This is a genomic window from Mycobacterium dioxanotrophicus (genome assembly GCF_002157835.1).
Taxonomy (GTDB): domain Bacteria; phylum Actinomycetota; class Actinomycetes; order Mycobacteriales; family Mycobacteriaceae; genus Mycobacterium; species Mycobacterium dioxanotrophicus.
Genome location: NZ_CP020809.1, coordinates 3,625,811 through 3,649,977 on the forward strand (window position 1 = coordinate 3,625,811; position 24,167 = coordinate 3,649,977).

The following is a 24,167-nucleotide window of genomic DNA, read 5'->3' on the forward strand; positions in this document are numbered from 1 at the left end:
GAGGAGGTACTCCACTGACCGGCCCAGACACCACCGCCATCGACGATTCGGCGGGACAAGCTGGCGCGCCACCCACAAGTGGTAGCCCAGTCATCGAGATCGACCATGTGACCAAACGCTTCGCCGACTACGTTGCCGTACAGGAGGCGGACTTCTCGATCGCCTCCGGCGAGTTCTTCTCCATGCTCGGCCCGTCCGGTTGCGGCAAGACCACGACGCTTCGGATGATCGCGGGATTCGAGAGTCCCACCGAGGGCGCGATCCGGCTCGAAGGCGTCGACGTGTCCCACGTCCCGCCGCACAAGCGCAACGTCAACACCGTGTTCCAGCACTACGCGCTCTTCCCGCATATGACGGTGTGGGACAACGTCGCCTACGGCCCGCGCAGCCGGAAGAAGGCGGCCAAGAAAAGCGCGGCGGAGATCAAGCGCAGCGTCGACGAGCTGCTGGAGATTGTGCGGCTGACCGACTTCGCCACCCGCAAGCCCGGCCAGTTGTCCGGCGGGCAGCAACAGCGGGTCGCGCTGGCGCGTGCGCTGGTCAACTACCCGAGCGCACTGCTGCTCGACGAGCCGTTGGGTGCGCTGGATCTGAAACTGCGGCATGCCATGCAGTTCGAACTCAAACGCATCCAGCGGGAAGTCGGGATCACCTTCATCTACGTCACTCACGATCAGGAAGAAGCGCTCACCATGAGCGACCGGATCGCGGTGATGAACGCGGGCAACGTCGAGCAAATCGGCACTCCGACCGAGATCTACGACCGGCCGGCCACGGTTTTCGTGGCGAGTTTCATCGGCCAGGCCAACCTGTGGGCCGGACGGCAGACCGGAAGGGCCAACCGCGATTTCGTCGAAGTCGACGTGCTGGGAACCACATTGAAGGCCAAGCCTGGTGACACCACGATCGAACCCGGCGGCCACGCGACGCTCATGGTCCGACCGGAACGGGTCCGCGTGACCATGGATCGGCCGAACGGCGACGTCGCGACCGTCCCCGCGACCGTCAAGGATCTCACCTTCCAGGGTCCGGTGGTGCGGCTTTCCCTTGCCGCGCAGGATGATTCGACCATCATCGCCCACGTCGGCGCTGAGCAGGACCTGCCGCTGCTGCGGCCCGGCGATGCCGTGCACGTGAGCTGGTCGCCCGACGCCTCCCGGGTGCTGCCTGCGGCGGACATCCCCACCACCGAAGACCTCGAAGAGATGCTCGACGACTCGTAGTCGCCGGCAGCCGACACCACTCCCCCTCATCCGACAGCGCCCCAGTTCACCGAAAGGTCGCTCATGCCCAACCACACCGATCCCGCCCTGCTCGCCCGACTGGCCGCCAACCCCACTTCCCGGCGCCGGTTCCTGGGTGGAGGCGCGGCCGCCGCAGCCGCGCTCGCACTGGGCCCGTCGTTCCTCGCGGCGTGTGGCTCCAGCGAGAAGGCCAGTAGCCCGTCGAGCTCCGCGCCGCCCGACGACGGCACCCCGGCGAGCGGCAATCTGCGCATTTCGAACTGGCCGCTCTACATGGCACCCGGGTTCGTCGACGCATTCCAGAAGGCCTCCGGCCTCAGCGTGGACTACCGAGAGGACTTCAACGACAACGAGCAGTGGTTCGCCAAGGTCAAGGAGCCGTTGTCCCGCAAGCAGGACATCGGTGCGGATCTGGTGGTGCCCACCCAGTTCATGGCGCTTCGGCTCGACGGCCTGCACTGGCTCAACGAGATCCGCGATTCCCGCGTCCCCAACAAGAAGAACCTGCGCCCCGATCTGCTCAACGGGCAGGTCGACCCGGGCCGCAAGTACACCGCGCCGTACATGACCGGCATGGTCGGGCTCGCCTACAACAAGACCGCGACCGGCCGCGACATCACCAAGGTCGAGGACCTGTGGGACCCCGCCTTCAAGGGCCGGGTCAGCCTGCTCTCCGATACGCAGGACGGGCTGGGCATGATCATGCAGTCTCAGGGCAACTCGCCTGAGAACCCCACGAAGGAATCGGTCCAGAAGGCCGTCGACGTGGTCCGCGAGCAGAAAGACAAGGGCCAGATCCGCAGGTTCACCGGCAACGACTACGCCGACGACCTCGCCGCCGGCAATATCGCTGTCGCCCAAGCCTATTCGGGTGACGTGGTGCAGCTGCAGGCCGACAACCCCAATCTGCACTTCGTGGTCCCGGAAGCCGGCGGCGACTGGTTCATCGACACCATGGTGATCCCCTACACCACCCAGAACCAGAAGGGCGCCGAGGCCTGGATCAACTATGTCTACGACCGCCCGAACTACGCCAAGCTCGTCGCGTTCACCCAGTACGTGCCCGTCCTGACGGACATGGCCGAGGAACTCGACAAGATCAATCCGAATCTGAGCAAGAACCCGCTGATCAACCCGCCCGCCGAGACACTCGCCAAGCTGAAGTCCTGGGCGGCGCTCACCGACGAGCAGACCCAGGAGTTCAACGCCATGTACGCCGCGGTCACCGGCGGCTGAGCCGATGGCAGGTGTAGCGACCAGTAGCCGGCAGCGGAGCAAGGTGGCTCCGTATCTGATGATCCTGCCGGCGCTGGTGTACCTCGGGATCTTCTTCGTGGTGCCGTTCATCTCCCTGGCACGCACGTCGTTGTCGAGCTCGGGCGGATCGGTGTATCTGCCCACGCTGACCTTCGACTGGAACATCGGCAACTACGCCAAGGCCTTCAGTACCTACAGCGAGCAGATCCTGCGCTCGTTCGGCTACGCGTTGACCGCCACCGTGGTGTGTGCGCTGCTGGCATTTCCGCTCGCGTACGTGATCGCATTCAAGGCAGGCCGGTACAAGAACCTGCTGCTGGGCCTGGTCATCCTGCCGTTCTTCGTGACGTTCCTGATTCGCACGCTGGCGTGGAAGACGATCCTGGCCGATGACGGCTGGGTGGTCAGCACCCTCGGTTCGATCGGACTGCTGCCCAGCGAGGGCCGGTTGCTGTCGACGAGTTGGGCGGTGATCGGCGGCCTGGTCTACAACTGGATCATCTTCATGATCCTGCCGCTCTACGTCAGCCTGGAGAAGATCGACCCGCGCCTGATCGAAGCCTCCAAGGACCTGTATTCGACCAATCGTCGCAGCTTCACCAAGGTGATCCTGCCATTGGCGATGCCCGGTGTGCTGGCCGGCAGCATGCTGGTGTTCATTCCGGCGGTCGGAGACTTCATCAACGCCGACTACCTGGGTAGCACCCAGACCAGCATGATCGGCAACGTGATCCAGAAGCAGTTCTTGGTGGTCAAGGACTATCCGGTCGCGGCCGCCCTGAGCATGGTTCTGATGGCGATCATCCTCGTCGGTGTCCTGCTCTACACGCGGGCTCTCGGGACGGAGGACCTGGTATGACCTCCGCAGCGGTCGCCGCCGCGACGAGTCCCGACGCCCCGAAAACCGTCAAGGGCACCCCGAGATGGGGCGACTGGGCGCTGCGCATCGTGGCCGGCCTGGTGTTGCTGTACCTGTTCCTGCCGATCTTTGTCATCGTGTTGTTCTCGTTCAACAAGCCTGCGGGCAAGTTCAATTACACGTGGCAGGAATTCACCTTCGACAACTGGACCCACCCGTTCAAGTACCCGGACCTGACCGCGGCGCTGAAGTTGAGCCTCAACGTCGCGGCCGTGTCGACCGCGGTGGCCCTCGTCCTGGGCACGCTGGTGGCGATTGCCTTGGTGCGCCAACGGTTTCGGGGACAGAAGGCCGTCGACACGTTCCTGGTGTTGCCGCTGACGGCGCCCGAGGTGGTGATGGGCGCGTCGCTGCTGACGCTGTTCCTCGATCTGGGGTGGGCGACGGGCTATGTCACGATCCTCATCGCGCACATCGCCTTCGAGGTCAGCTTCATCGCCATGACCGTGCGAGCCAGGGTCCGTGGGTTCGACTGGACGCTGGAGGACGCCTCGATGGATCTCGGTGCGAGCCCCACTCGGACGTTCTTCAAAGTGACACTGCCACTGATCGTTCCGGGCATCGTCGCCGCGGCGATGTTGTCGTTCGCCTTGTCGCTCGACGACTTCATCATCACGTACTTCGTCAGCGGGTCGACGGTCACCTATCCGCTGTACGTCAACGCGGCGGTCAAGGCCGCGGTGCCACCGCAGATCAACGTGCTCGCCACCGCGATCCTGGTGATCAGCCTGGTGCTGCTGATGGCGGGGACGCTCTACCGGCGCAAGCGTATCGACGCATAAGCGGTCGGTGTTGTCGCGTTTGACGCCAGGGCTGTGGAATTCGCAAACTCACAGCCCTGGCGTCAATCTCGACGAGCGGTCAGCCGACCTCGGCGGGCACCGGTGCCGTGCGGGCGCCGTTGCTCGTCGCGCCGACACCGGCCACGACCACCAGCGCGATGCCGACCACGCCGAACAGAGCCGGAACCTGGTGCAGGATGAGTAATCCCATGAGCATCGCGAAGCCCGGTTCCAGGCTCATCAGCGTGCCGAATGCCGCGGTGGTGAGCCGGCGCAGCGCCAACAGTTCCAGCGCAAACGGGATGACAGGCAACAGGATCGCCAGGCCGAGACCGATCAGCAGCAGCTCTGGGGTGAGTCGGCCGAACGTGGCCGGTCCGGCGGCCAGGCTGGCGACCAACGCGGCGACCGGCATCGAGATGGCCAGGCCTCGCAGACCGGCCACCTCGTCGCCGACGCGCTGCGTCAGCAGGATGTACGACGCCCAGCACAATGCCCCTGCCAGGGCGAAGAGCACGCCGATCGGATCGACTGACCCGGTCCACGGCTCGGTCAACAGCACCACGCCGAGCCCGGCCGCGGCCGGCCACACAAATCGTCCGCGGCCGCTGCCTTTGGCGACCGCAACACCCAGGGGCCCAAGGAATTCCAGCGCGCTCGCAGTTCCCAGCGGGATCCGTGCCACCGCCAACATGAACAGGATCGTCACGCCGGCCGTGGCCGCTCCCAGCAGCACGCATGCGACGAACGACGACCGGGTGAAATGAGTGGGGCGGGGCCGGACGATTGCCAACAGGATCAGACCGGCCCAGGCCAGGCGCAGCCACGCGACACCCACAGCGCCCAGGTCGTCGATGAGCTCGACGGCGATGGCAGCGCCGAGCTGCACGATGAGCATCGCCGCGATCGCCATGAAGGCGCCCTGGCGTGCGCTACCGGTGGTCATTACAGCATTGAACGGCACCGAAATCGTTCGTGTCCACGTGATATTTGTGGACATACCGTTCGGGATTTACTGATGGTCAGCGGGGTGTGATTCGTCTTGGCGCAGGATCGCGGCGTCGACGAGGCTTGCGATGATGTCGTCGGTGCTGAAATCGCTGAGCCACAAGTTGGGTGAATCGGTGCGGTGCAACATGGCGACACCGTGCAGTGCCACCGACAACGACGCGGCACTGCGGTGCGAAGCCTGCGTCGGCTCCGACGTGGGGTCGGCACCGCGGCAGGCCAGCAATCCTCGCGTCACGACATCGAGGGCTCGGCGGGCCGCAGGGGCGACCTCTGCGGCCTGTGTCATCAGTGTGTACCGCAGCGGATAGCGTTGCGCGAATGCGACATACGCCCGGCATCCCAGGATCACGCGATCCCTCGCGGTCTGGCCGGTCTTGCTCCGTTCGGTGATCTGCGCACAGACCTGCTCCCAGCTGTTCTGCACGACGGCTTGCAGCACCTGGTCGCGGTCTTCGAAATGCGCATAGACCGACGGCGCCGCGATGCCGGCCTCGCGCGCGATGCTGCGCAGCGACACCTCGGCCTCGGTCTGTGCGACATCGATGACGCGGGTTGCGGCTGACAGAATCTCGTCACGGAGCAGGCCGCCCTGACCGCGCGAGTTGCGCTGACGTGTGGACCGCGACATGTCCGCATCCTAACACCATAAACTAACAAGTGTTAGTTTATGGTTCATGTCGGTGGCGATAGCTGCCAGCGTGATGCACGTCAACTGTACGACTGTTTGCTTATGACTGTAAGGTTAGCCCGGTGTCCCCCAGTGAAAGGGATGACCTTGACCGAAACTCTGACCGCCACACATCCGTTCACCGATCTGACGAGACTGGAGCAGATCGGCGACGGCACCTACGCGGCATCCGTCGATCCCATCTGGACCATCGGCCCCAAGGTGCACGGCGGTTGCATGATGGCTCTGTGTGCGGCCGCGGCGCGGCGAGCCCTCCGCGCCGAGGCCGACCTGCAGCCGATCGCCGTGAGCGCCAACTATCTTCACGCCCCCGAACCGGGCGACGTGACGCTCAGCGCAACCGTCCGCAAGCGAGGCCGCCAGGTCAGCGTTGTCGACGTCGAACTGTCCCAGGGCGATATGGTGGCGGTTTCCTCCGCGGTCACCCTCGGGCATCTCGATGTGGCGGAACCTCGCCACCAAGAGCCACTGCCCTTGTCGGACATGGCCGTCGAACCGTCTGCCGACGCCGTACACGTCACCCCGGCGCACCCCATGGGACAGGTCGTGCATGTCGCGCAGGGTTGCGATCTGCGCATCGACCCGTCGGCGGCCCTGTTCCTGGCCGGACAACAAGGCGAGCCGATCAATCGAATGTGGCTGCGGCCCTTCGCCCACGACGAAGCCGACCCCGATACCGCGCTGCTGTTCGCGGTCATGGCCGGTGACATCAGCGCGCCGGTGACGATGAACCGGGGCATGTTCGGCTGGACGCCGACGGTTGCGCTCACCACCTACCTGCGTCGCCGACCCGCGCCGGGCTGGATGCGGGTCATGGCGAGCGCCACGGTCATCGGCGAGACCCTGTTCGAGGAGGACCATCTCATCCTCGACGCGGCCGGACAGGTCATCGTGCAGAGCCGCCAGCTCGCGATGATCCCGAAGGGACTCTAAGCCGTCCAGCCCTGCGTCCGGTCCGTCGTCGAATGGCCAGTTATCGCACGCCGCAGCGGGAAATCCGTGTCATAACTGGCCATTCACGGAAGACGACGCCGACCCACATCGTTCGCTCGGCGATCACGGTCCCGACACCCGCGACTGCCACGGTGGACATGTGGTTACCGAGCCTGATCAACGGTCGGCGGCGGGGCGGTTTCACCGATTCTGCGAACGGGTCATCGGTCGTCTTCCGTTCGGCTTGAGCACGCTGGTGGCGCCGACCTTCCTCGGCTTCGTGTTGATCAACAGTTTCACCTTCGGCGTGGACCTGCTGGTGTTGACGCTGCTGCGCGGGGCGGTCGGCCTGCCGCTGCCGGTGGCGGTGACCATGGCGTACGCCTGTGCATTCGCCCTGGCCTACTACCTCAACCGGACGCTGAACTTCCGGTCGCACGCCTCCGTCGGGCCTCAGGTGGCGGTGTATGTCATGATCGTGGTGATCAACTACGTGGCGTTCATCCTGGGTGTGTCGAGTGGGCTGGCGGCACTGGGCGTCGAGTATCACCTCGCCAGGATCGCCGCGGGCGCCTGTGAGGCCGTCTACATGTACAGCGCGATGCGGTGGGTGGTGTTCCGCCGGTGAGCGGACGTCACCGCAAGCGCTCCCCCGAGTCGGAATCGAACAGGTACACGCGCTCGGCCGGAGCGGTGAGCGTGACCTGCTGTTCGGGCTCATAGCTTTCCGCGGCAGGGGTTTGCACCACGATGCCTTCCTCGACACCTGCCACCGTGCTGGTGGCCAGCCCGAACTCCAGCAGGTGTTCGAAATAGGCGACGGTGACCCGGACGCCTTTGTCGGTGTCTGTGCCGATCACACAGTCCTGCGGCCGGATCCCGACGGTGACGTTCGTGCCGTCGGCGACCCCGGTCACCGTGGTGTGCAGCGCCCCTGCGCCCGAACCGATCTCGACCCGGACCGTGCCGCCCGCCACCCGGGCCACGCCGTGCAGAACATTGATCTGCGGTTCACCGACGAACTGGGCGACGAACAGATTCGCGGGATCGTCGAACACCTCGTCGGGCGTCCCGAACTGTTGCACCACACCGGCATCCATCACCGCGAGCCGATCGGCCAGCGACAGGGCCTCCACCTGATCGTGGGTGACAACGATGGTGGTGTAGCCGAATTCACGTTGCAGCACTTTGAGTTCCCGACGCACTCGCTGGCGGGCCGACGCGTCGAGATGGCTCAGCGGCTCGTCGAGCAACAACACCGGAGGATTGCGCACCAGCGCGCGGGCCAGCGCCACGCGCTGCTTCTGCCCGCTGGACAGCCCTGCCGGCCGCAGCCCCATCATGTCGTCCATCTCCAGGCGCCTGCTGATGGAGTCGACCATCTGCTCAGCGCCTTTGACCTTGCGCGCCTTGAGCCCGTACAGCAGGTTCTCCCGCACCGACATCGGCGGGTACAGCGCGTAACTCTCGAACCCCACGCCGATGCCGCGTTTGGAGGCGGGTAGCTGTGACACCTCCCGTTCGCCGATGCGGATGGAACCGCTGGTCACCGTCTCCAAGCCGGCGATCATGCGCAGCGTGGTCGTCTTGCCGCAGCCCGACGGCCCGAGCAGCGCCACCAGCTCCCCCGGCCGGATCGCCATGTCGATGCCCTTGACCGCCTGGAAGCTCTCGCGGCCCCGCGACGAATAGGTCTTCACCAGCTTGTCCAGCGTGAGGCTCTGCGCCGTCGCGGGTGGTGTCACGGTCGTGGTCACTGAGCCGCCTCCAATGCGGAATCGCGCTTGCCGCCGTCCAATCGGCGGGTGTCGCCCGCGCCGGCGGCGAACACATGAACGTCGGAATCGGCCACCGTCATGGTGACCTCGGCGCCTTCGCCGACACCTTCGCGGCCGGAGGTGAGCACGACCAGCTGTGTGCCGCCCACCCTTACGGTGAGTTCGACGTTGCGGCCGAGACGTTCGGCCAGCAGCACCCGTCCGTGCAGCGTGCCTGTGCCTGATGTGACGTGAATATCGCAGGGCCGCAGGCCGACCCGCACCGCATCACCGCGCGCACACTCGACGCCCGCGGGCACGGCGATATCGAACGATCTGTCGCCGAGGCGGATCCGGCCGTCGTCGACCACGCCGTCGATCAGGTTGATCTCCGGTTGTCCCAGCGCTTTCGCCACGAACGTGTCGGCCGGGCGGCGCCAGACCTCCTCTGGTGTGCCGATCTGCACCAGCTTGCCCTCGCGCATCACCGCGATGCGGTCGCCGAGGGCGAGCGCCTCCTGGTAATCGTGGGTGACGTAGATGGTCGTGGTGTTGCTCATCGCACCGAGCTGCTTGAGTTCTGCGCGCATCGCCGCGCGTAGCTTGGCGTCCAGGTGGCTCAGCGGTTCATCGAGCAGATAGATGTCGGCAGGCCGCACCAACACCCGACCGAGCGCCACCCGCTGCCGCTGGCCGTTGGACAGCTCCCGCGGAAAACGCTTCTGCAGATGATTGATTCCCAGAGTGGAGGTGACCTGGTCGATGCGCTCGGCGCGCTCCTGCTCCGAGTACCGGCCGGTGCGACCGCTTTTCAGTGGCGAGGCCAGGTTCTCGGCCACCGTCTTCTGCGGGTACAGCGCGTAGCTCTCGAATGCCATCGCCACGTTGCGGTGATACGGCTCCACCTGGGTGACGTCCACCCCGCCGATGTGCACTGATCCCTCGTCGATGTCGACGAGCCCGGCCACCGACTTCAACGTGGTGGTCTTTCCTGCGCCGCTGGGGCCGAGGATGACGAAGAACTCACCGTCGGTGATGTCCACCGACAGTCCGTCGACCGCTTTGGTCTTGCCGAATCTCTTGTGTAGGTCGGCAATCGATACCGTGGACATCAGGCCTTCACCGCCCCGAACGACAGGCCGCGCACCAGGTACCGCTGAATGGTCAAGGCCAGGATCAGCGGTGGGAGCGCGGCGATGATGGCGGCCGCTGCGGTCAGGTTGTAATACGCCTGCCCGCCGCCGCCGAGGAACTTGGTGATCGCAACGGTCACCGTGCCGGCATTGCTGTCGGCGAGAATCAGCGGGAACACGTAGTTGTTCCACGCGAAGATGAAGGCCAGCAGCGCCGCGGCGGCGATGCCGGGCCGCACGATCGGCAGCGCCACCATGACGAACGCGCGCCGCCGCGTGTATCCGTCGAGCAGTGCGGCCTGCTCGAGATCCTCGGGCAGGTCCTGGAAGTAGGACCGCAGGATCCACACCACCAGTGGCATGGTGACCAGCTGCAGTACCCAGATCATGCCGACCTTGGTGTCGAACAGCCCGATCTGGTTGTAGATCACGAACAGCGGGACGATCACCATGAGCTCGGGCGCGAAGCGGAACGAGAGCATCTGGAACATCAGGTCATTGGAGCCTTTGTACTGCCACCGGCCGGCAGCGTAAGCGGCGGGGATGCCGATGACCAGTGAAACGATCACCGCGCCACCGCAGTTCAGCAGGCTGGTCAGCAGCGAGGCCTTGAAGTCGACGCTGGTCATCTGGGTGCCCTTGTCGGAGAGCACGGTGGCGAAGTTGGACCATGTCGGGCTGAACGAGAAGTAGGTGGTGGTCTGCTGCTCGGCGTTCTTGAGCGCCAGGATCACCATCCAGGCGATCGGGAACAGTGAGAACACGAACCAGAAGACCAGCCCGATGTCGGCGGCCACCGAGCCGATCGACAGGCGCTTCTGTCCCGGGAGCAGTTCGGATCTGTTGAAGAGCCCCATGGTGTTACGACTCCGCTCCGGCAGCTCGGCGCTGCGCCTTGCCCAGCACGCTCACGAGGTAGCGCGCGGTGATGAACACGATGATCCAGAGCAGCAGCATGTAGGTGCTGCCGCGGGAGTAGTCGAGGTTGATGATGGAGTCTTCGAAGGCCCCGATCTGCAGGGTGCGGGTGGCGACGCCCGGGCCGCCTGCGGTGAGCACGTAGATGTGGTCGAACACCTTGAGGTTGTCCATGAACCGGAAGATGACCGCGACCAGGATGTAGGGCCACAGCATCGGCAGCATGAGCTTGCGGAACATGTAGGGCCAACTGGCACCGTCCACTTCCGACGCCTCGAACGGCTCCTTGGGCAGCGACCGGATGCCGGCGAGCACGAGGATGGCGACAAAGGGTGTGAAGATCCACAGGTCGACGAGGATCACCGACCACAACGCATGCGTCGAGGACAACCAGTCGAACGTGTTGCCCAGTCCCAGAACATGGTTGAGCACACCGAACTGCGGGTTGAACATCAGCTTCCAGATCACGCCCGCGATGACGGGGGCGATCATCAGCGGCAGGATGAGCACCTTCTCGAAGATCTTGCCGATGATCGACGACCGGTTCAGCAGGAGCGCGAGGCCCACGCCCAACACTGTTTCGACGCCGGTGGCGACGACCGCGAAGATCAGCGTGACGGTGACGCTCTTCCAGAACACCCGGTCACCCAGCACGGATTTGAAGTTGTCGAACCAGACGAAGTGCGGATCCGGGTTGACCGCGGCGTAGTTGAGGATGGCGTAGTAGGCGCCGAGGACGAACGGGTACAGGATGCCGATGACGATCACCAGCGCAGGGATGGACAGCACGTACGGCCGCAACCGCCGGCGCCAGGCCGGCACTTCCGGCAGGTTGCGTCGGGCCGCGGCCGCGTGCTGCTCCTGCGATGTGGTCGGCGCTTTCGGAGTCTGAGTTGTCATGTGTGCCAGAGCTCCTAGAGGTTGACCTTGGATGTATTCGTCTTGGCGAGGCTGCGCAGCCGCGTGGCGGCATCGTCACCGCCGTAGATGTCCTGCAGCGCCACGGCCCAGTTCTGGGTCGTGTCGAAAAACTTCTTCTGCGGCGTGAACTGGATCTTCGACTCGGCGATGACGGTCTCGAATGCCTGCAGGTAGCCGAACTGGTCGGCCGCCACGCGCTTGAACGTGTTGTCGAACACCGACTTGCGCACCGGGTCGGCGTAGGTGCCGCCCTCGACGGCCTTGTTCATCGAATCCTTGCCGGTGGCCCACTGGATGAACAGCCATGCGGGCAGCTTGTTGCGAGAGTTCGCCGACATCGCCCAACTCCACGTCCACAGGTTGGTCTTGTAGTTGCCGTCGGGCCCGGCGGGGCCTGCGTACCAGCCCAGGTTGCCCGCCTCCTTGCTGGCCCCCGGCTTGTTCTTCGGATAGGTGGCGCTGTCGGCATCGAACACCATCATCGCCTTGCCGTCGCCGAGATCGCCTGTGGCATTGGGATAGTCGTAGGTGGTCCACGACGTTGGCCCGGCGCGGTGCTGCATGTCGATCCACTTCTTGGTGAAATCGATCGCGATGTCGCTGTCCATCTCCGCGATCAGTTCCGAACCGTTGAACTTGTAGTCGACGGCGCCCTCCCGGGTGTACTGCGTCATGAACCCCGGGTGGATGGTCGCCCATGACTTCGAGCCTCGGGTGGAGATGCCGTAGCGGTTCTCCGAGCGGTCGGTCAGGTCGACGGCCAGCTGGATGAAATCGTCGAGGTTGTCGGGAAGCTTGGTGATGCCGCGCTGATCGAAGTACTTCTTGTTGTAGGCCACCACGTTGTTCTCGAAGCCCCACGGGATCGCCCACTGGCCACCGGTTCCCAACGGATGGCCCAGCGTGAAGTCCCAGCGCGTCGAGGTCCGCAAGCCTTCGAAGATGTCCTCGAAGTCATACTCGGCGCTGGTGGCCGAGCTGTTCTTCAGCCACGGGCCGAGATCCTCGATCCACCCGGGCGGCCCGTACTGCCAGATGAAATAGGCACCGAGCATGAAGGCGTCGTGCTTGCCGGAGCCGCCCGCCAGCTCGGTGTTGAGCTTGGTGAAGTAGTCGGCCTCGGGCACCAGATCGACGTTGACGGTGATGCCGGTGAGTTCGGTGAACTCCTTGATCAGCGGCTGATAGGACAGCTGATAGGGATGGGGCGTCTGCAGGATGTTGATCGTCGCACCCGAGGCCTTCTTCCAGTCGAAGCCACCGGTGATCGCCTCGGCGCCATTGGGCGCCGACGCCCGGCCACCCACACCGCACGAACTCAGGATCGGTGCGCTGGCGGCGGCTGCCCCCGCGATGCCCAAGGCCGCCAACATGCTTCGACGCGACAGTTGCGGTCCCGATGAACCGGGACGGACACGTCTGCTCATTGCTTCGCGCTCCATTTACGCCGGGATCAGGGAGACTTTGACGGATTCTTTGCCGCTGGCCACCAGATCCAGGCCGCGCTGGAATTCGGTGAGGGGCAGCTGGTGGGTGCAGATCTGGTCCATCGGCAGCGTGCCGGATTCGATCATCTTGATCGCCGCGGGCCAGCAGTACGGCCCGAGGTGGGCGCCGAGCACGTCGAGTTCCTTGTCGTCGCTGATGATGCTCCAGTCGACGGTCACGTCGCTGCCGAACACGCCGTACTCGACGTACCGGCCGAGTTTGCGCAGCAGGTTCAGGCCTTGGGGCACAGCCGAAGTGTGGCCGGTGCCCTCGAGGTACACGTCGGCGCCGTAGCCGTCGGTGAGGCCCTTGACGATCTCTTCGGCGTTCTGTTCGGCGATGTTGATCGTGAGGTCGGCGCCGCAGCGCTCGGCGAGCTTGAGCTTCTCCGGTGCCAGATCCAGGGCGATGACCCGCATGGGGTTCTTGGATTTCGCGCCGGCGATCATGCCGAGGCCGATGGGTCCGCACCCGGCCACCACGACGGTGTCCTCGAAGGTGATCTGGGCGCGCTCGACGGCGTGCAGCGCGCAGGACAGTGGTTCGGCGAATGCGGCGTGGGCCGGCGGGATGTCACCGGAAACCTTGTGCACCAACGCTTCCGCCGGATAGACCATGTAGCTGGCCATGGCGCCGGGCGTGCGGCGTTTGAAGCCGTAGAGATCGTGCGGCTGGCACATGTGGTACTGGCCCCGCTTGCAGAACCGGCACTCCCAGCACGGCACGATCTGTTCGGAGACCACCCGGTCACCCACGGCGATGCCCCAGCGCTCGGCGGCCTCCTCGTCGAGGTCGACCACCCGGCCGACGAATTCGTGCCCCGGGATGACCATGGTCTCGGCCCAGGCCGGGCGGTTCTCGTCGCCCCAGAACTTGGCGGCGCCGTGATAGCACTTCAGATCGCTGGCGCAGATGCCGACCGCTTCGACGCGGATCAGCGCCTCGCCCCGGCCGCGTTGTGGCACAGCCACTTCCTCAAGCCGGTAATCCTGCGGGCCATGGCAGACCACTGCCTGCATCTTCTCGGGGATCTGGGCGGAGCCTGGATTGGACACGACGGACACCTTTCGCACTGTGGTTGGTGTCACATTAACCAGCCTATGCACATATGTCCAGAACAATTGTGCAGAGAAATCTGAACGAGAACAGATGTTCAGTGTCATACTCGTCAGGTGCCCAGGTCAGCGCAGCCGACGCCGTCCAACGGTGTCGACGGCTCATCGCTCGACGCCGAATCCGGCCACTTCCCGGCCTCGCTGCTGTACGCCGCCGCGAAGATGTACTACACCGAGGACGCCACCCAGGCCGATGTCGCGGCCCAGCTCGGGACCAGCCGGGCGACCGTCAGCCGGCTGCTCGCCGAAGCCAAGCGGCGCGGGATCGTCCGCATCGAAGTGGTGCCGCCCGCCGAAGTGACCGCAGGCGACGTCGCCGACCGGTTGACGCGTGCCCTCGCACTCAACACCGTGTTCCTGTGCCATCCCCTGGCACAGCCCGGCCCCGGCCGCACCGACGTCGACGTCATGGGCGCGGCGTTGGCGCCTGCAGTGGGCCGCGCCCTGACCGCGGCCGGACTGCTGCCGGGTGACGTGTTGCTCGTGTCGTCGGGCCGTACCGTCTACGAGGTCGCCCAGTACGACCTCGTCGACCTACCCGGTGTCCTGGTCGCCCCCACCGTCGGCGGCAACGACCAGCCTGAGGAGTGGTACCAGACCAACGAGATCACGCGGCTGGTGGCCAACCGCGTCAAAGGCAGACCCAACTACCTGTTCGCCCCCGCGTTGCCGGGGCCCGATCTCTACCCGTCGTTGCTCAACGATCCGAGCATCCAGCGCGTCCTGAACCTCTGGCCGCGTGCCCGATGCGCGTTGATGGGTGTCGGCGCCCCGCCGCTGAGCCGTTCGGACATCCCCCGGTTCGTGCCGACCGGATCCACGTCACTGCGCACCGCGGTCGGCGATGTGTGTTCCCGGTTCTACGATCGCGATGGCGAGCCGGTGGAGTTCGACGGCAGCGACCGCCTCATCGCGGTGGAACTCGAAGTGCTGCAACATGTCCCGGTCACCATCGCCGTCGCGGTCGGCAGGGACAAGGTCGACTCGATCATCGCGGGCGCGCGCGGCGGGTACTTCAACCAACTGGTGACCGACCCGGTGACGGCGACAGCCATCCTCGACAGAACCGAACCGGGCTAGCCGTCATCCGGTGGTCTGACCGGACAACCGGTGCACCTGCTCCTTGGTCGCCGGGTACAGCTCCCGCCACGTCGCATACAGATCGTCGTACAGCTCACGGTTGCGCATGTCGGGCTTGATCTCGCGGGCGATCTTGGCCCAGTCGGTGTCGGCGGGCACCAACCCTGTTCCGATCGCCGCCAGCAGGGCGTCGCCGTAACTGGCGCCGATCCCCTGCTCCGGGATCAACTGCAGGCGGCCGGTGATGTCGCTGACCGCCTGCACCCAGATCGGGCTGCGCAGGCCACCGCCGACCGCGACCGTGCGGGCACCGCTGTGGGCGTCGTCGAAACGTTCCAGAATCTGCCGGATCCCGAACGAAATCCCTTCGTAGGCAGCGCGGAAGAGATGGCCACGGCCGTGGCGCAAGGTCAGGCCGGCAACCACTCCGCGGGCCTGGGGATCGAACACCGGCGTGCGCTCCCCCGCCAGGTACGGCAGCACCAACAACCCTTCGCTGCCGGGCGGCACATCGCGGGCCTCGGCCACCAATTCCTCGAACGACGCTCCGCCGGTGACGCCCTGCAACCAGTTGATCAGGCTGCCCGCGGTCGAGGTGCCCGCGGCCAGCGCCAGCGTGCCGCGTTCGACGCCTGCCGTCGTCCACAACGCCGGATCGCTGTGGTACTCGGCGATGACCTGCACCAGGAACATCGTCGACCCGTACATCAACATCTGATCGCCGGGGCGACGCACCCCGACCGAGAAGGCCTCGGAATACGCGTCCACCGTTCCGGCTGCGACCGGTGTCCCCACCGGCACACCCGTGGCCGCCGCGGCCTGCGCGGTGACGGTGCCCACGACCTCGCTGGGCCACACGAGCCGCGGCAGCGGCAGGTGCGCGCAGATGCGTTGCGCCCAGGGCAGATTCCACGTGTAGTCGCGGGTGGCGTAGAGCGGGTCGCACTGGCTCGCCGTGTGATGGTCCATCACGTACTCACCAGTGAGCTTGGCGGCGATGAACGAGTTGGACCCGAACCAGCCCGTCGCACGGTCGAACACCTCGGGTTCGTGGCGACGCACCCATTCCAGCTTGGGCCCGACCGCCTGGCTGGACAGCAGGGTGCCGGCCCGCTCGAGAATCTCGGCCTCACCGAACTCAGCGGTCAGTACGGCGATCTCCGCGGCAGCGCGGGTGTCGATGCCGAACAGGATCGCCGGGCGCAGCGGGCGCAGATCGTCGTCGCACAACACCAGACACGGGCCGACACCGCTGACGCACATCCCGGCCAGCACAGCCCCGCTCGGCATGTGGGCCATCAGCGCCGTGCTGATCCCGCAAACCTCACGCCACCACAGGTTTTCCGCATCGACCTCGGCCCACCCAGGTCGCGGTAGGTCCATGGAGTGCGCAACGGTTTCGGTGGCAATGACCGAACCTGACGTGTCGACGAGGACACCCTTGGTGCTTCCGGTCCCCATGTCGATTCCGAGCAGCACCTCCACGCCGACAACCCTACGACGAGGACCTCACCTCGGGGCAGAGCGCTCCGGGAACGGGTCGTTGGCGAAGTCGATCTGCGCCTGCGGATTGCTCACGGCCGTGACGAGGCCGGTGCCGAATGCGCCCGCGCTGTCGAACAACGTCGAGGCGCCCACCGCGATGCCGTCGGCGGCCCAGTGCGAGTCCGCCTGTACGCCGATCCAGTCATCGAGCGGTAGCCGGGCCAGACCCACGGTGAGATCGCCGTTGATGTAGCCGACGCCCGCGGTCCCCAGGTTGGTGACGAGGCTCGTGCCCTCGGCCGCCATCGCCGCCCGGACGAACGGGGAGTTGGGCCGACCGTCGACGACGGTGATGGTTCGGTTGATGAACCGTTTGCGCGAGGCATTTTGATGATCGGCAATGGTGCCGCCCCAGCCGGCTACGTCGCTGCCCATCAGCGTCATCTGGGCCGAATCGAGCGTGGCCGGCGCCGCGAATTCCGCTGTCGCGCACCATTCCTCGCCGCGCGGGGCCGATGACCTCCGATACTGCACGAGCGTGGCCTTGGCCACCGTGACGCCGTCCTGCACCAGCTCGCACTCCGAATTCCGCACCCGCCTGCCGTCGCGGACCAGCGCGACCTTGGTGGTGGTCGGCACCCCGCGGGCCGCTTTGAACAGGTCGACCGTCAGCCGGGCGGGCAGGAACTCCGGCAGCTCATATGCGGACTCGAGCGCGCGGGCGGCCAGACCGACCAGCGCCGGGCCGTTGAGATGGTCTTCACCCCAGTGGCTCTGCGCGAATTTCGTCGGCACGAACCGGTCCTGATCGGTTTGGGTGAAATGCGTGGCACGCGCGGTCATCACCGCATCGTCGCACATGGGCTAACTATCCAGCACAGTGCATCGATATGGACAGAACGTTCACGATATACGGACAATTGCTGCGTGGACACCCGCCGATTGCAGTTGCTGCTGGCCCTGTCGCGGCTGGGCTCCATGCGAGCGGTCGCCGAGGTTCACCACCTGACCACCTCGACGGTGTCGCAGCAGATCGCCGCGCTGGCCAAGGACACCGGCGCCCAGCTGATCGAACCCGACGGCCGCAACGTGCGCCTCACGCCGGCGGGGCTGCGGCTCGCCGAACACGCGGTCACCATCCTCGCCGCCGTCGACAGTGCGCGCCTGGACCTCGACCCGGATGCCGAACCGGCAGGCACCATCCGCATCGGCGGGTTCGCCACGGCCATTCGCGTCTCGCTGCTCCCGGTTCTGGCCGACATCGCCTGCACCCATCCGCGCGTCGAGGCGATCATCAGCGAGTACGAGCCCATCGAGGCCTTCCGCCGGCTCGTGGACAACGAACTCGACATGGCTCTGACCTACGACTACAACCTGGCGCCGGCCTCCCCCGACCCCGTGCTGGAATCGTGGCCGCTGTGGTCGACCAGATGGGGTCTGGTGGTGCCGGCCGCCGCATCCGACTCGGTGGATCTCATCGACTATGCCGACCACACCTGGATCGTCAACTCCCGCAACACCGCCGACGAGGACGCAGTACGAACACTCGCCGCCCTGTCAGGGTTCAGGCCAAGGATCGCCCATCAGATCGACACCCTCGACCTCGTCGAGGATCTCGTCCTGGCCGGCTACGGAATCGGGCTGTTGCCCGTGGACCGCACTCCGCGCGACGGACTGAAGGTCTTACCGCTACGCAGCCCCGAGGTGATCATGACCACCTATGTGGTGATCCGGCGCGGACGCTCCGGTTGGCCTCCGCTGCGGCTGGTGCTCGACCGACTTCGTCCCTCCGACACGCGGCCCACGTCATTGCGGCACTGGCCTCGGATGTCCGAATAGGGCTATTGCCTGGCGGCGCACCAGGCGACCAGCCACTGCTGTTGCCGCCGAACGAATTCCGCGTCGACCACGGCACCGTGCCCCGGCACGAGAAGCGCACGGGGCCCGGCGGCGTCGAGCAGCACGTCCAAGGTCGACGGCCACGCCGTGATATCGGAGTGCTCATCGATCGCCGGATCACCGGACTCCTCGACGAGATCACCGCAGAACACCACCGCGCGTTGACCGGGCACCACGACGATGAGGTCGTGGTCGGTGTGCCCGCGGCCAGGATGGCTCACCGTCACCGTACGACCTCCGAGATCGATCGTCGCATCCCAAGTTCCGCGTTGCGGTGGGCGCAGCGCGAGGATGGTCTCGTCCACCTCGGCCGGATCGGCGCCGTACTCGACGGCATCGGCGCGGAGGCGGGCGGTGCCGTGCGACAGCATCTCGGCCACCTCCGGTGCGCAATGGATCCGCGCCGCGGTGAAGTGCGCACTGCCGAGGACATGGTCGAAATGGTGGTGGGTCAGCACGATCTGGCCGACGGGTCGGCCGGTGAGAGCGCGAATGTCCGCGTCGAGCGCTCTGGCCTCGGCCACGGTGGTTCCAGAATCGACCAGCAGCACATCGCTGTCCCCCGCGACCAGGCCGACCGTCACATCGAGGAACGGCAACCGGACCCGCCACACGCCGTGTGTCAGCGACTCCCAGTCGAAGTTCACTGACCGAGTGTCAACGGCTGCGCCGCGAGGTACTGCTCGAAGACCTGCGGAGTCGGCTCCGCGGTGTACGGCGTGATGGGGCCGAGGCTCCAGGCCGGCGGCGCATCCTGCTTGCTCAACGCCCAGGCCGCCTGCCGGGCGGCGCCGAGCGCGACGTACTCGTCGGGCCGCGGCACGTGCACCGGACGACCCCAGATGGCCGGGGCGATCCGCCGTACCGCCTCCGAACGGGCGCCGCCGCCGACCAGGATGATGCGGTCGACGCTGACGCCGTAGCTGACGATCTTGTCGATGCAGTACGCCATCGACGCCAAAAGCCCGTCCACACCGGCGCGCGCGAGGTTGGCGGAGTTGAAGTTCCGCGCCGTCACACCGTGCAGTGCGCCGCGGGCCTGCGGAAGGTTCGGTGAGCGTTCGCCTTCCAGATAGGGCACCAGCGTCAACCCGTCTGCTCCCGGCTGCGCCGAAAGCGCCAGCCGGTCGAACTCGTCGTAATCCACCCGCAGCATCGCGGCGGTGGCGGCCAGCACGGGCGCACCGTTGAGCGTGCACACGAGCGGCAGTTGCCGCCCAGTGGCGTCGGCGAATCCGGCAACGATGCCGTCCGGATCATGCGGTGCCGCGTCGCCGACGGCGCTGACCACGCCCGATGTGCCGAGCGAGACGACGCAATCCCCCGGCCCCGCCCCAAGACCGAGCGCGGCAGCGGCATTGTCACCGGCGCCGGGCGCGAGGATCGCGCCGCCCGGCAGCGTGCCCGCGATCTCCGCGGGACCCAGCACCGCGGGCAGCGCGGGCCGACGCCCACGCATCGCGAGCTCCAGCAAGTCATCGCGGTAGCTGTCGGTCTCTGCCGAGAAGTAGCCGGTGCCGCTCGCGTCGCTGCGGTCGGTGCGAAGGTCGGCGATGTCGGTCGAGCCACTCAGCCGCCAGGTCAGCCAATCGTGCGGCAGGCACACCGCTGCGGTGGCGTCGGCGTGGCCCGGTTCGTTGTCGACCAACCATCGCAGTTTGCTTGCGGTGATCGCGGCGACGGGCACCACACCGACGCGGTTAGCCCATTCGGCAGGGCCACCGAGCTCGTCGACCAGCTGGGCCCCGCTGCCGGCGGAGCGGGTGTCATTCCACAGCAAGGCATCTCGCACCACCGCCCCGGACCGGTCGAGGCACACCATGCCGTGCTGCTGCGCACCCACGGCCAGCGCCTCGACGTCGTCGAGGCCGCCGACTGCGGCTATGGTCGTCTGCAGAGCTGCCCACCAGTGCTGCGGGTCTATCTCGGTTCCGCCGGGGTGCGGGGTCGACGCTGAGCGCATCACCGCGCCGCTGTCAGCGTCGCAGACCACGATCTTGCACGATTGGGTGGATGAGTCGATGCCGGCAACAAGAGCCACGCCCGAGAAGCTACACCGATACGGCCGGTTCTCGTCAGCGCTTGGGCTCCGTTGCGGACGTCGGCCCCCAACCGGTTCGCCGCGACAGGTTTGCGGTAGCGCCGCTGCGGAAACACCTACGCCATGCTGATCCGACGAATTGCCCGGCCCATGCTGGCGACCACGTTCATCGCCCGCGGCGTGGATGCGCTGCGGAGCCCGAAACCCGCCGCAGACGCTGCCCGGCCCGTGGTGGGCGCCGTCCGCAAGCTGCCGCCTCCCGTGGTGCCCACCTCGGTACCCGAGGCCGAAACCGTGGCCAAGGTCAACGCAGCCGTCCAGATCGGCGGCGGATTGTTGCTGGCCACCGGACGAATGCCACGGTTGGCCTCGGGATTGCTCGCGCTCTCGGTGATCCCCGGAGGGCTCGGCAGCCATACGTTCTGGTCCGAAACCGACCCGGAGCGGCAAGCTGAGCAACGCCGCGCGTTCCTCGCCGACGTCAGCCTGATCGGCGGGTTGATCATCGCCGCGGTGGACACCGAGGGCAAACCGTCGCTGGCTTGGCGCGGACGCCGCGCTGCCAAAGCCGCATCGGCAACGGTCGCCGCGGCCTGGCCGCTCGGAGAGTCGGCCGGACAATCGCTGGCCGACAGCGAGGTCGCCGAGAAGCTCGGCCATGGCTTGCAGACCGGTGCCGAGCGAGGTCGAGAGCTCGCCGAAGCGGCCCGTGAGCGTGCCGTGGAATTCGCCCATGTGGCCCGCGAGCGCGGACCCGACCTGGCGCAGGCCGCCGGTGAGCGTGCGGCCGAATTGGCCCATGTCGCCCGTGATCGCGCGCCCGATCTGGCTCAGGCCGCCGGTGACCGGGCGTCAACCGTGGCCGACGCCGCTCGCGAACGCGGTGCCGAACTGGGCGAGATGGTGCGTGCACAGCTCAACGAGCGCCGCGGGCGGTAGTTTGGCTGTATGACGACGGGTGACTTCCAGCCGCAACCGGGGCAGTACGGCCAGCCAGGATTTCCTCCGCCACACGGGGCTCAGCAGCCGGGTGGTCTGGCGGCGCGATTCTTCGCGCGAGTGATCGACGGAATCCTGGTGGGCATCGTCTCCATCGTCCTGTCGGTGGTGACGGATTCGTTGTCGAGCTACTGGGTCACCGGACTGTTCACGGGCCTACTGAGTTTCGTCTACTTCGTACTGTTCGAGACCACGAGCGGCTGGACTCCCGGTAAGCGCCTGCTGGGTCTTTCGGTCCACGGGCCCGGCGGTGCCGCCAAGCCCACCGCGGCGCAATCGGCGATCCGAAATGCGTTCACCCTCTTGCCGATCATCCCGTTCATCGGCGGGTTCCTCGGCGTGATCGCGATCATCGTCATTGCGGTGACCATCAGCAGCAGCCCCACCAAGCAGGGCAAGCATGACGAACTCGCCGGTGGCACGCAGGTCGTCAAGAGCTGAACAGGTCACACCACCAGGCTGAGCAGCAGCACGAACAACAGACCGGCGACCGACAACACGGTTTCCATCAGCGACCAGGTCTTGATGGTCTGGCTCACGGTGAGCCGGAAATACTGGTTCACCAACCAGAATCCGGCATCGTTGACGTGCGAGAAGAACAGTGAGCCCGCACCGACCGCGAGAACGACGAGCGACGTCTGACCCGTGCTCATCCCTTCGACGAGGCCGAGCACCAACGCCGAGGCGGTGATGGTGGCAACGGTCGCCGAGCCGGTGGCCAGCCGGATGAGCACAGCCAGGACCCAGGCCAGCAGGATGACCGAGATGTGGACGTTCTCGGCCCAGCGGGCCAGCATCGTGCCGATACCGCTGTCGACCAGAACCTGTTTGAATCCGCCACCGGCAGCGACGATCAAGATGATCCCGGCGACCGGCGGCAAACCCGACTCGACGCATTTGGTGATGGCCGCCCGCGACATTCCGGCGCCGCGGCCCAGCGTGACCATGCCGACGACGACCGCGATGAGCAACGCGACCAGCGGGGTGCCCAGCACATCGAAGGTGACCCGCAGCCACTGCTTCTTGTTGTCGATGAAGATGTCGCACAAGGCTTTCCCCATCATCAACACGACGGGGAGCAGAACACTGAACATCGTGATGCCGAACGAGGGACGCTGCGCATCGTCCGCACCGTTTCGATCACCTTCGAAGGTGTCCGGGGCATCGACGACAACCCAGCGGCCGGCCAGTTTTCCGAACAGCGGACCGGCGATCACCACGGTGGGCACCGCGACGAGCACACCGAGCGCCAGGGTCACACCGAGGTCGGCGTGCAGCAGGTCGATCGCGGTGAGCGGGCCGGGGTGCGGTGGCACGAACCCGTGCATGGCCGACAGACCGGCCAGCGCCGGGATGCCGACCGTGATCAGCGACAGGTGCGAGCGGCGCGCCACCAGGTAGATCACCGGCATGAGGAGCACCAGGCCGATCTCGAAGAACATCGGCAGCCCGATGATGGCGCCCACCAAGGCCATCGCCCACGGCAACATCCTGGGCGAGGCGTGGCCGACGATGGTGTCGACGATCTCGTCCGCGCCACCGGAATCGGCAAGCAACTTGGCGAACATCGCTCCGAGGGCGATGAGGATGCCGACACCGGCTGCGGTGGAACCGAATCCGTCGCTGAACGAGGTGATGACCGTGGGCAGGCTCTGCCTGACCGTGTCGCCGGTGAACACGCTGAGCACCAGCGGCACGACGCCCACGGTCAAGGCACCGAAGATCAACGCGAGGAACGGGTGCAGTTTCACCCACGAGATCAGCACCACGATCACGGCGATGCCGGCCAGGAACGCCACGATCAGTTCCCAGCCCGGTGCGACCGGCTCCGGCAGTTTCGCGCCCTCGGCGAGGACGCTCAGCGCGGGGCTCACTGCTTGCCCCGGGCCGGCGCGGTGGCGGCGACGTAGGCGTCGACGATGGCGTCGATGTCCTGGTCTACGTCGATGGTGATCCCGGCCTCGTCGGAATCCAGCGGCTCCAGCGTCTCGAACTGCGAGTTCAACAGTGCTGCGGGCATGAAGTGCCCGGGACGGCTGGCCTGCCTGCGGCCGATCACCTCGGGTGTGCCTGTGAGGTGCAGGAACTGCACGTCGGGGCAGTGCCGTCGCAACTGGTCGCGGTACTTGCGCTTGAGTGCCGAGCAGCTCATGACGCCACCGTCATGGTGGTCGGCCAGCCATCCGCCGATGGTCTCCAGCCATGGATAGCGGTCGTCGTCGTCGAGCGGGTGCCCGGCCGCCATCTTGGCGATGTTGGCCGGTGGGTGGAAATCGTCGGCGTCGCCGAACGGCACGCGTAGCCGTTGCGCCAATGCCGCGCCGACCGTCGATTTTCCTGAACCCGAAACGCCCATGATGACGATTGGTGATCCCATGCACTCCACCTCACGGTTGTGGTTACCGTCACAGAGCCTGCCTCAAAAGTCAGACTTTTGCAAGCATTTCTGAAAGTAATCTGTTTTTACTCTGTACCGGCGCATTTATGACACGATGTA

General features: G+C 66.2%; 24 protein-coding genes. 10 read left to right on the plus strand and 14 right to left on the minus strand.

The genetic code is table 11. The features are described from left to right. Positions 1-107: 107 nt before the first annotated feature. From BTO20_RS17575 to BTO20_RS17590, 4 genes are all read left to right on the plus strand, one after another. Positions 108-1,223 (plus strand): ABC transporter ATP-binding protein, encoded by a 1,116-nt coding sequence (locus tag BTO20_RS17575; protein ID WP_087077600.1) that lies wholly within the window; start codon positions 108-110, stop codon positions 1,221-1,223. 63 nt (positions 1,224-1,286) lie between these two features. Then, a complete protein-coding gene (locus tag BTO20_RS17580) occupies positions 1,287-2,480 on the plus strand; it encodes a polyamine ABC transporter substrate-binding protein (protein ID WP_087077601.1) in 1,194 nt (397 codons plus the stop codon). A gap of 4 nt (positions 2,481-2,484) precedes the next feature. Further along, entirely contained in the window at positions 2,485-3,360 is an 876-nt protein-coding gene (locus BTO20_RS17585) for an ABC transporter permease (protein WP_087077602.1), read from the plus strand. Beyond that, entirely contained in the window at positions 3,357-4,202 is an 846-nt protein-coding gene (locus BTO20_RS17590; RefSeq protein ID WP_087077603.1) for an ABC transporter permease, read from the plus strand. The genes BTO20_RS17585 and BTO20_RS17590 overlap by 4 nt, the downstream gene beginning before the upstream one ends. Positions 4,203-4,281: 79 nt before the next feature. On the opposite strand, the gene BTO20_RS17595 is transcribed toward BTO20_RS17590, so the two are convergent. Further along, a complete protein-coding gene (locus BTO20_RS17595) occupies positions 4,282-5,148 on the minus strand; it encodes an EamA family transporter (protein WP_087077604.1) in 867 nt (288 codons plus the stop codon). Between the two features lie 66 nt (positions 5,149-5,214). After that, the gene (locus BTO20_RS17600; protein ID WP_232491176.1) at positions 5,215-5,841 is read right to left on the minus strand and encodes a TetR/AcrR family transcriptional regulator; all 627 of its coding nucleotides are present in this window, start codon (positions 5,839-5,841) and stop codon (positions 5,215-5,217) included. A 141-nt stretch (positions 5,842-5,982) separates the two neighbouring features. On the opposite strand from BTO20_RS17600, the gene BTO20_RS17605 reads away from it, so the two are divergent. Both BTO20_RS17605 and BTO20_RS17610 read left to right on the plus strand, forming a co-directional pair. Continuing rightward, positions 5,983-6,834 (plus strand): thioesterase family protein, encoded by an 852-nt coding sequence (locus BTO20_RS17605; RefSeq protein WP_087077605.1) that lies wholly within the window; start codon positions 5,983-5,985, stop codon positions 6,832-6,834. Between the two features lie 160 nt (positions 6,835-6,994). Next, a complete protein-coding gene (locus BTO20_RS17610; protein ID WP_087077606.1) occupies positions 6,995-7,462 on the plus strand; it encodes a GtrA family protein in 468 nt (155 codons plus the stop codon). Between the two features lie 7 nt (positions 7,463-7,469). Here BTO20_RS17610 and BTO20_RS17615 read toward each other — a convergent pair whose 3' ends face one another. The 6 genes from BTO20_RS17615 to eltD form a co-directional block, all read right to left on the minus strand. Next, positions 7,470-8,591, minus strand: coding sequence for an ABC transporter ATP-binding protein (locus tag BTO20_RS17615; RefSeq protein ID WP_087077607.1), 1,122 nt, complete (start codon positions 8,589-8,591; stop codon positions 7,470-7,472). Then, on the minus strand, positions 8,588-9,703 hold the full coding sequence (locus BTO20_RS17620) for an ABC transporter ATP-binding protein (protein ID WP_087077608.1): 1,116 nt from the start codon (positions 9,701-9,703) through the stop codon (positions 8,588-8,590). Before BTO20_RS17620 ends, BTO20_RS17615 begins: the two co-directional genes overlap by 4 nt. Further along, complete coding sequence (locus BTO20_RS17625) at positions 9,703-10,581, minus strand: carbohydrate ABC transporter permease (RefSeq protein WP_087077609.1); 879 nt, start codon at positions 10,579-10,581, stop codon at positions 9,703-9,705. Before BTO20_RS17625 ends, BTO20_RS17620 begins: the two co-directional genes overlap by 1 nt. Before the next feature lie 4 nt (positions 10,582-10,585). Continuing rightward, complete coding sequence (locus BTO20_RS17630) at positions 10,586-11,542, minus strand: carbohydrate ABC transporter permease (RefSeq protein WP_087077610.1); 957 nt, start codon at positions 11,540-11,542, stop codon at positions 10,586-10,588. Between the two features lie 14 nt (positions 11,543-11,556). Further along, positions 11,557-12,936, minus strand: coding sequence for an extracellular solute-binding protein (locus tag BTO20_RS17635; protein WP_198344529.1), 1,380 nt, complete (start codon positions 12,934-12,936; stop codon positions 11,557-11,559). Between the two features lie 69 nt (positions 12,937-13,005). After that, positions 13,006-14,070 (minus strand): erythritol/L-threitol dehyrogenase, encoded by a 1,065-nt coding sequence (gene eltD, locus BTO20_RS17640; protein WP_087082271.1) that lies wholly within the window; start codon positions 14,068-14,070, stop codon positions 13,006-13,008. A gap of 153 nt (positions 14,071-14,223) precedes the next feature. Here eltD and BTO20_RS17645 point away from each other — a divergent pair, with 153 nt between their 5' ends. Then, positions 14,224-15,246 (plus strand): sugar-binding transcriptional regulator, encoded by a 1,023-nt coding sequence (locus BTO20_RS17645; protein ID WP_087077611.1) that lies wholly within the window; start codon positions 14,224-14,226, stop codon positions 15,244-15,246. A 3-nt stretch (positions 15,247-15,249) separates the two neighbouring features. Here the strand turns inward: BTO20_RS17645 and BTO20_RS17650 are convergent, their stop codons facing one another. Then, positions 15,250-16,731, minus strand: a complete 1,482-nt coding sequence (locus BTO20_RS17650) for an FGGY-family carbohydrate kinase (RefSeq protein WP_198344427.1) — start codon at positions 16,729-16,731, stop codon at positions 15,250-15,252. Positions 16,732-16,755: 24 nt separating this feature from the next. Next, positions 16,756-17,574: an acyl-CoA thioesterase domain-containing protein gene (locus tag BTO20_RS17655; RefSeq protein WP_198344428.1), complete on the minus strand. Its 819-nt coding sequence runs from the start codon at positions 17,572-17,574 to the stop codon at positions 16,756-16,758. An 84-nt stretch (positions 17,575-17,658) separates the two neighbouring features. Here BTO20_RS17655 and BTO20_RS17660 point away from each other — a divergent pair, with 84 nt between their 5' ends. Beyond that, positions 17,659-18,570: a LysR family transcriptional regulator gene (locus tag BTO20_RS17660; protein ID WP_087077613.1), complete on the plus strand. Its 912-nt coding sequence runs from the start codon at positions 17,659-17,661 to the stop codon at positions 18,568-18,570. Between the two features lie 2 nt (positions 18,571-18,572). Here the strand turns inward: BTO20_RS17660 and BTO20_RS17665 are convergent, their stop codons facing one another. Both BTO20_RS17665 and xylB read right to left on the minus strand, forming a co-directional pair. After that, positions 18,573-19,277: an MBL fold metallo-hydrolase gene (locus tag BTO20_RS17665; protein ID WP_087077614.1), complete on the minus strand. Its 705-nt coding sequence runs from the start codon at positions 19,275-19,277 to the stop codon at positions 18,573-18,575. Then, a complete protein-coding gene (gene xylB / locus BTO20_RS17670) occupies positions 19,274-20,671 on the minus strand; it encodes a xylulokinase (protein WP_087077615.1) in 1,398 nt (465 codons plus the stop codon). The genes BTO20_RS17665 and xylB overlap by 4 nt, the downstream gene beginning before the upstream one ends. A 150-nt stretch (positions 20,672-20,821) precedes the next feature. Between xylB and BTO20_RS17675 the strand changes: the two genes are divergently transcribed. Next, a complete protein-coding gene (locus BTO20_RS17675) occupies positions 20,822-21,610 on the plus strand; it encodes a DoxX family membrane protein (protein WP_087077616.1) in 789 nt (262 codons plus the stop codon). Positions 21,611-21,619: 9 nt separating this feature from the next. Then, positions 21,620-22,111: an RDD family protein gene (locus tag BTO20_RS17680; protein ID WP_087077617.1), complete on the plus strand. Its 492-nt coding sequence runs from the start codon at positions 21,620-21,622 to the stop codon at positions 22,109-22,111. Positions 22,112-22,116: 5 nt separating this feature from the next. Here BTO20_RS17680 and BTO20_RS17685 read toward each other — a convergent pair whose 3' ends face one another. Beyond that, a complete protein-coding gene (locus BTO20_RS17685) occupies positions 22,117-23,544 on the minus strand; it encodes a GntP family permease (RefSeq protein WP_087077618.1) in 1,428 nt (475 codons plus the stop codon). Beyond that, on the minus strand, positions 23,541-24,047 hold the full coding sequence (locus BTO20_RS17690; RefSeq protein WP_087077619.1) for a gluconokinase: 507 nt from the start codon (positions 24,045-24,047) through the stop codon (positions 23,541-23,543). The genes BTO20_RS17685 and BTO20_RS17690 overlap by 4 nt, the downstream gene beginning before the upstream one ends. Positions 24,048-24,167 lie beyond the last annotated feature (120 nt).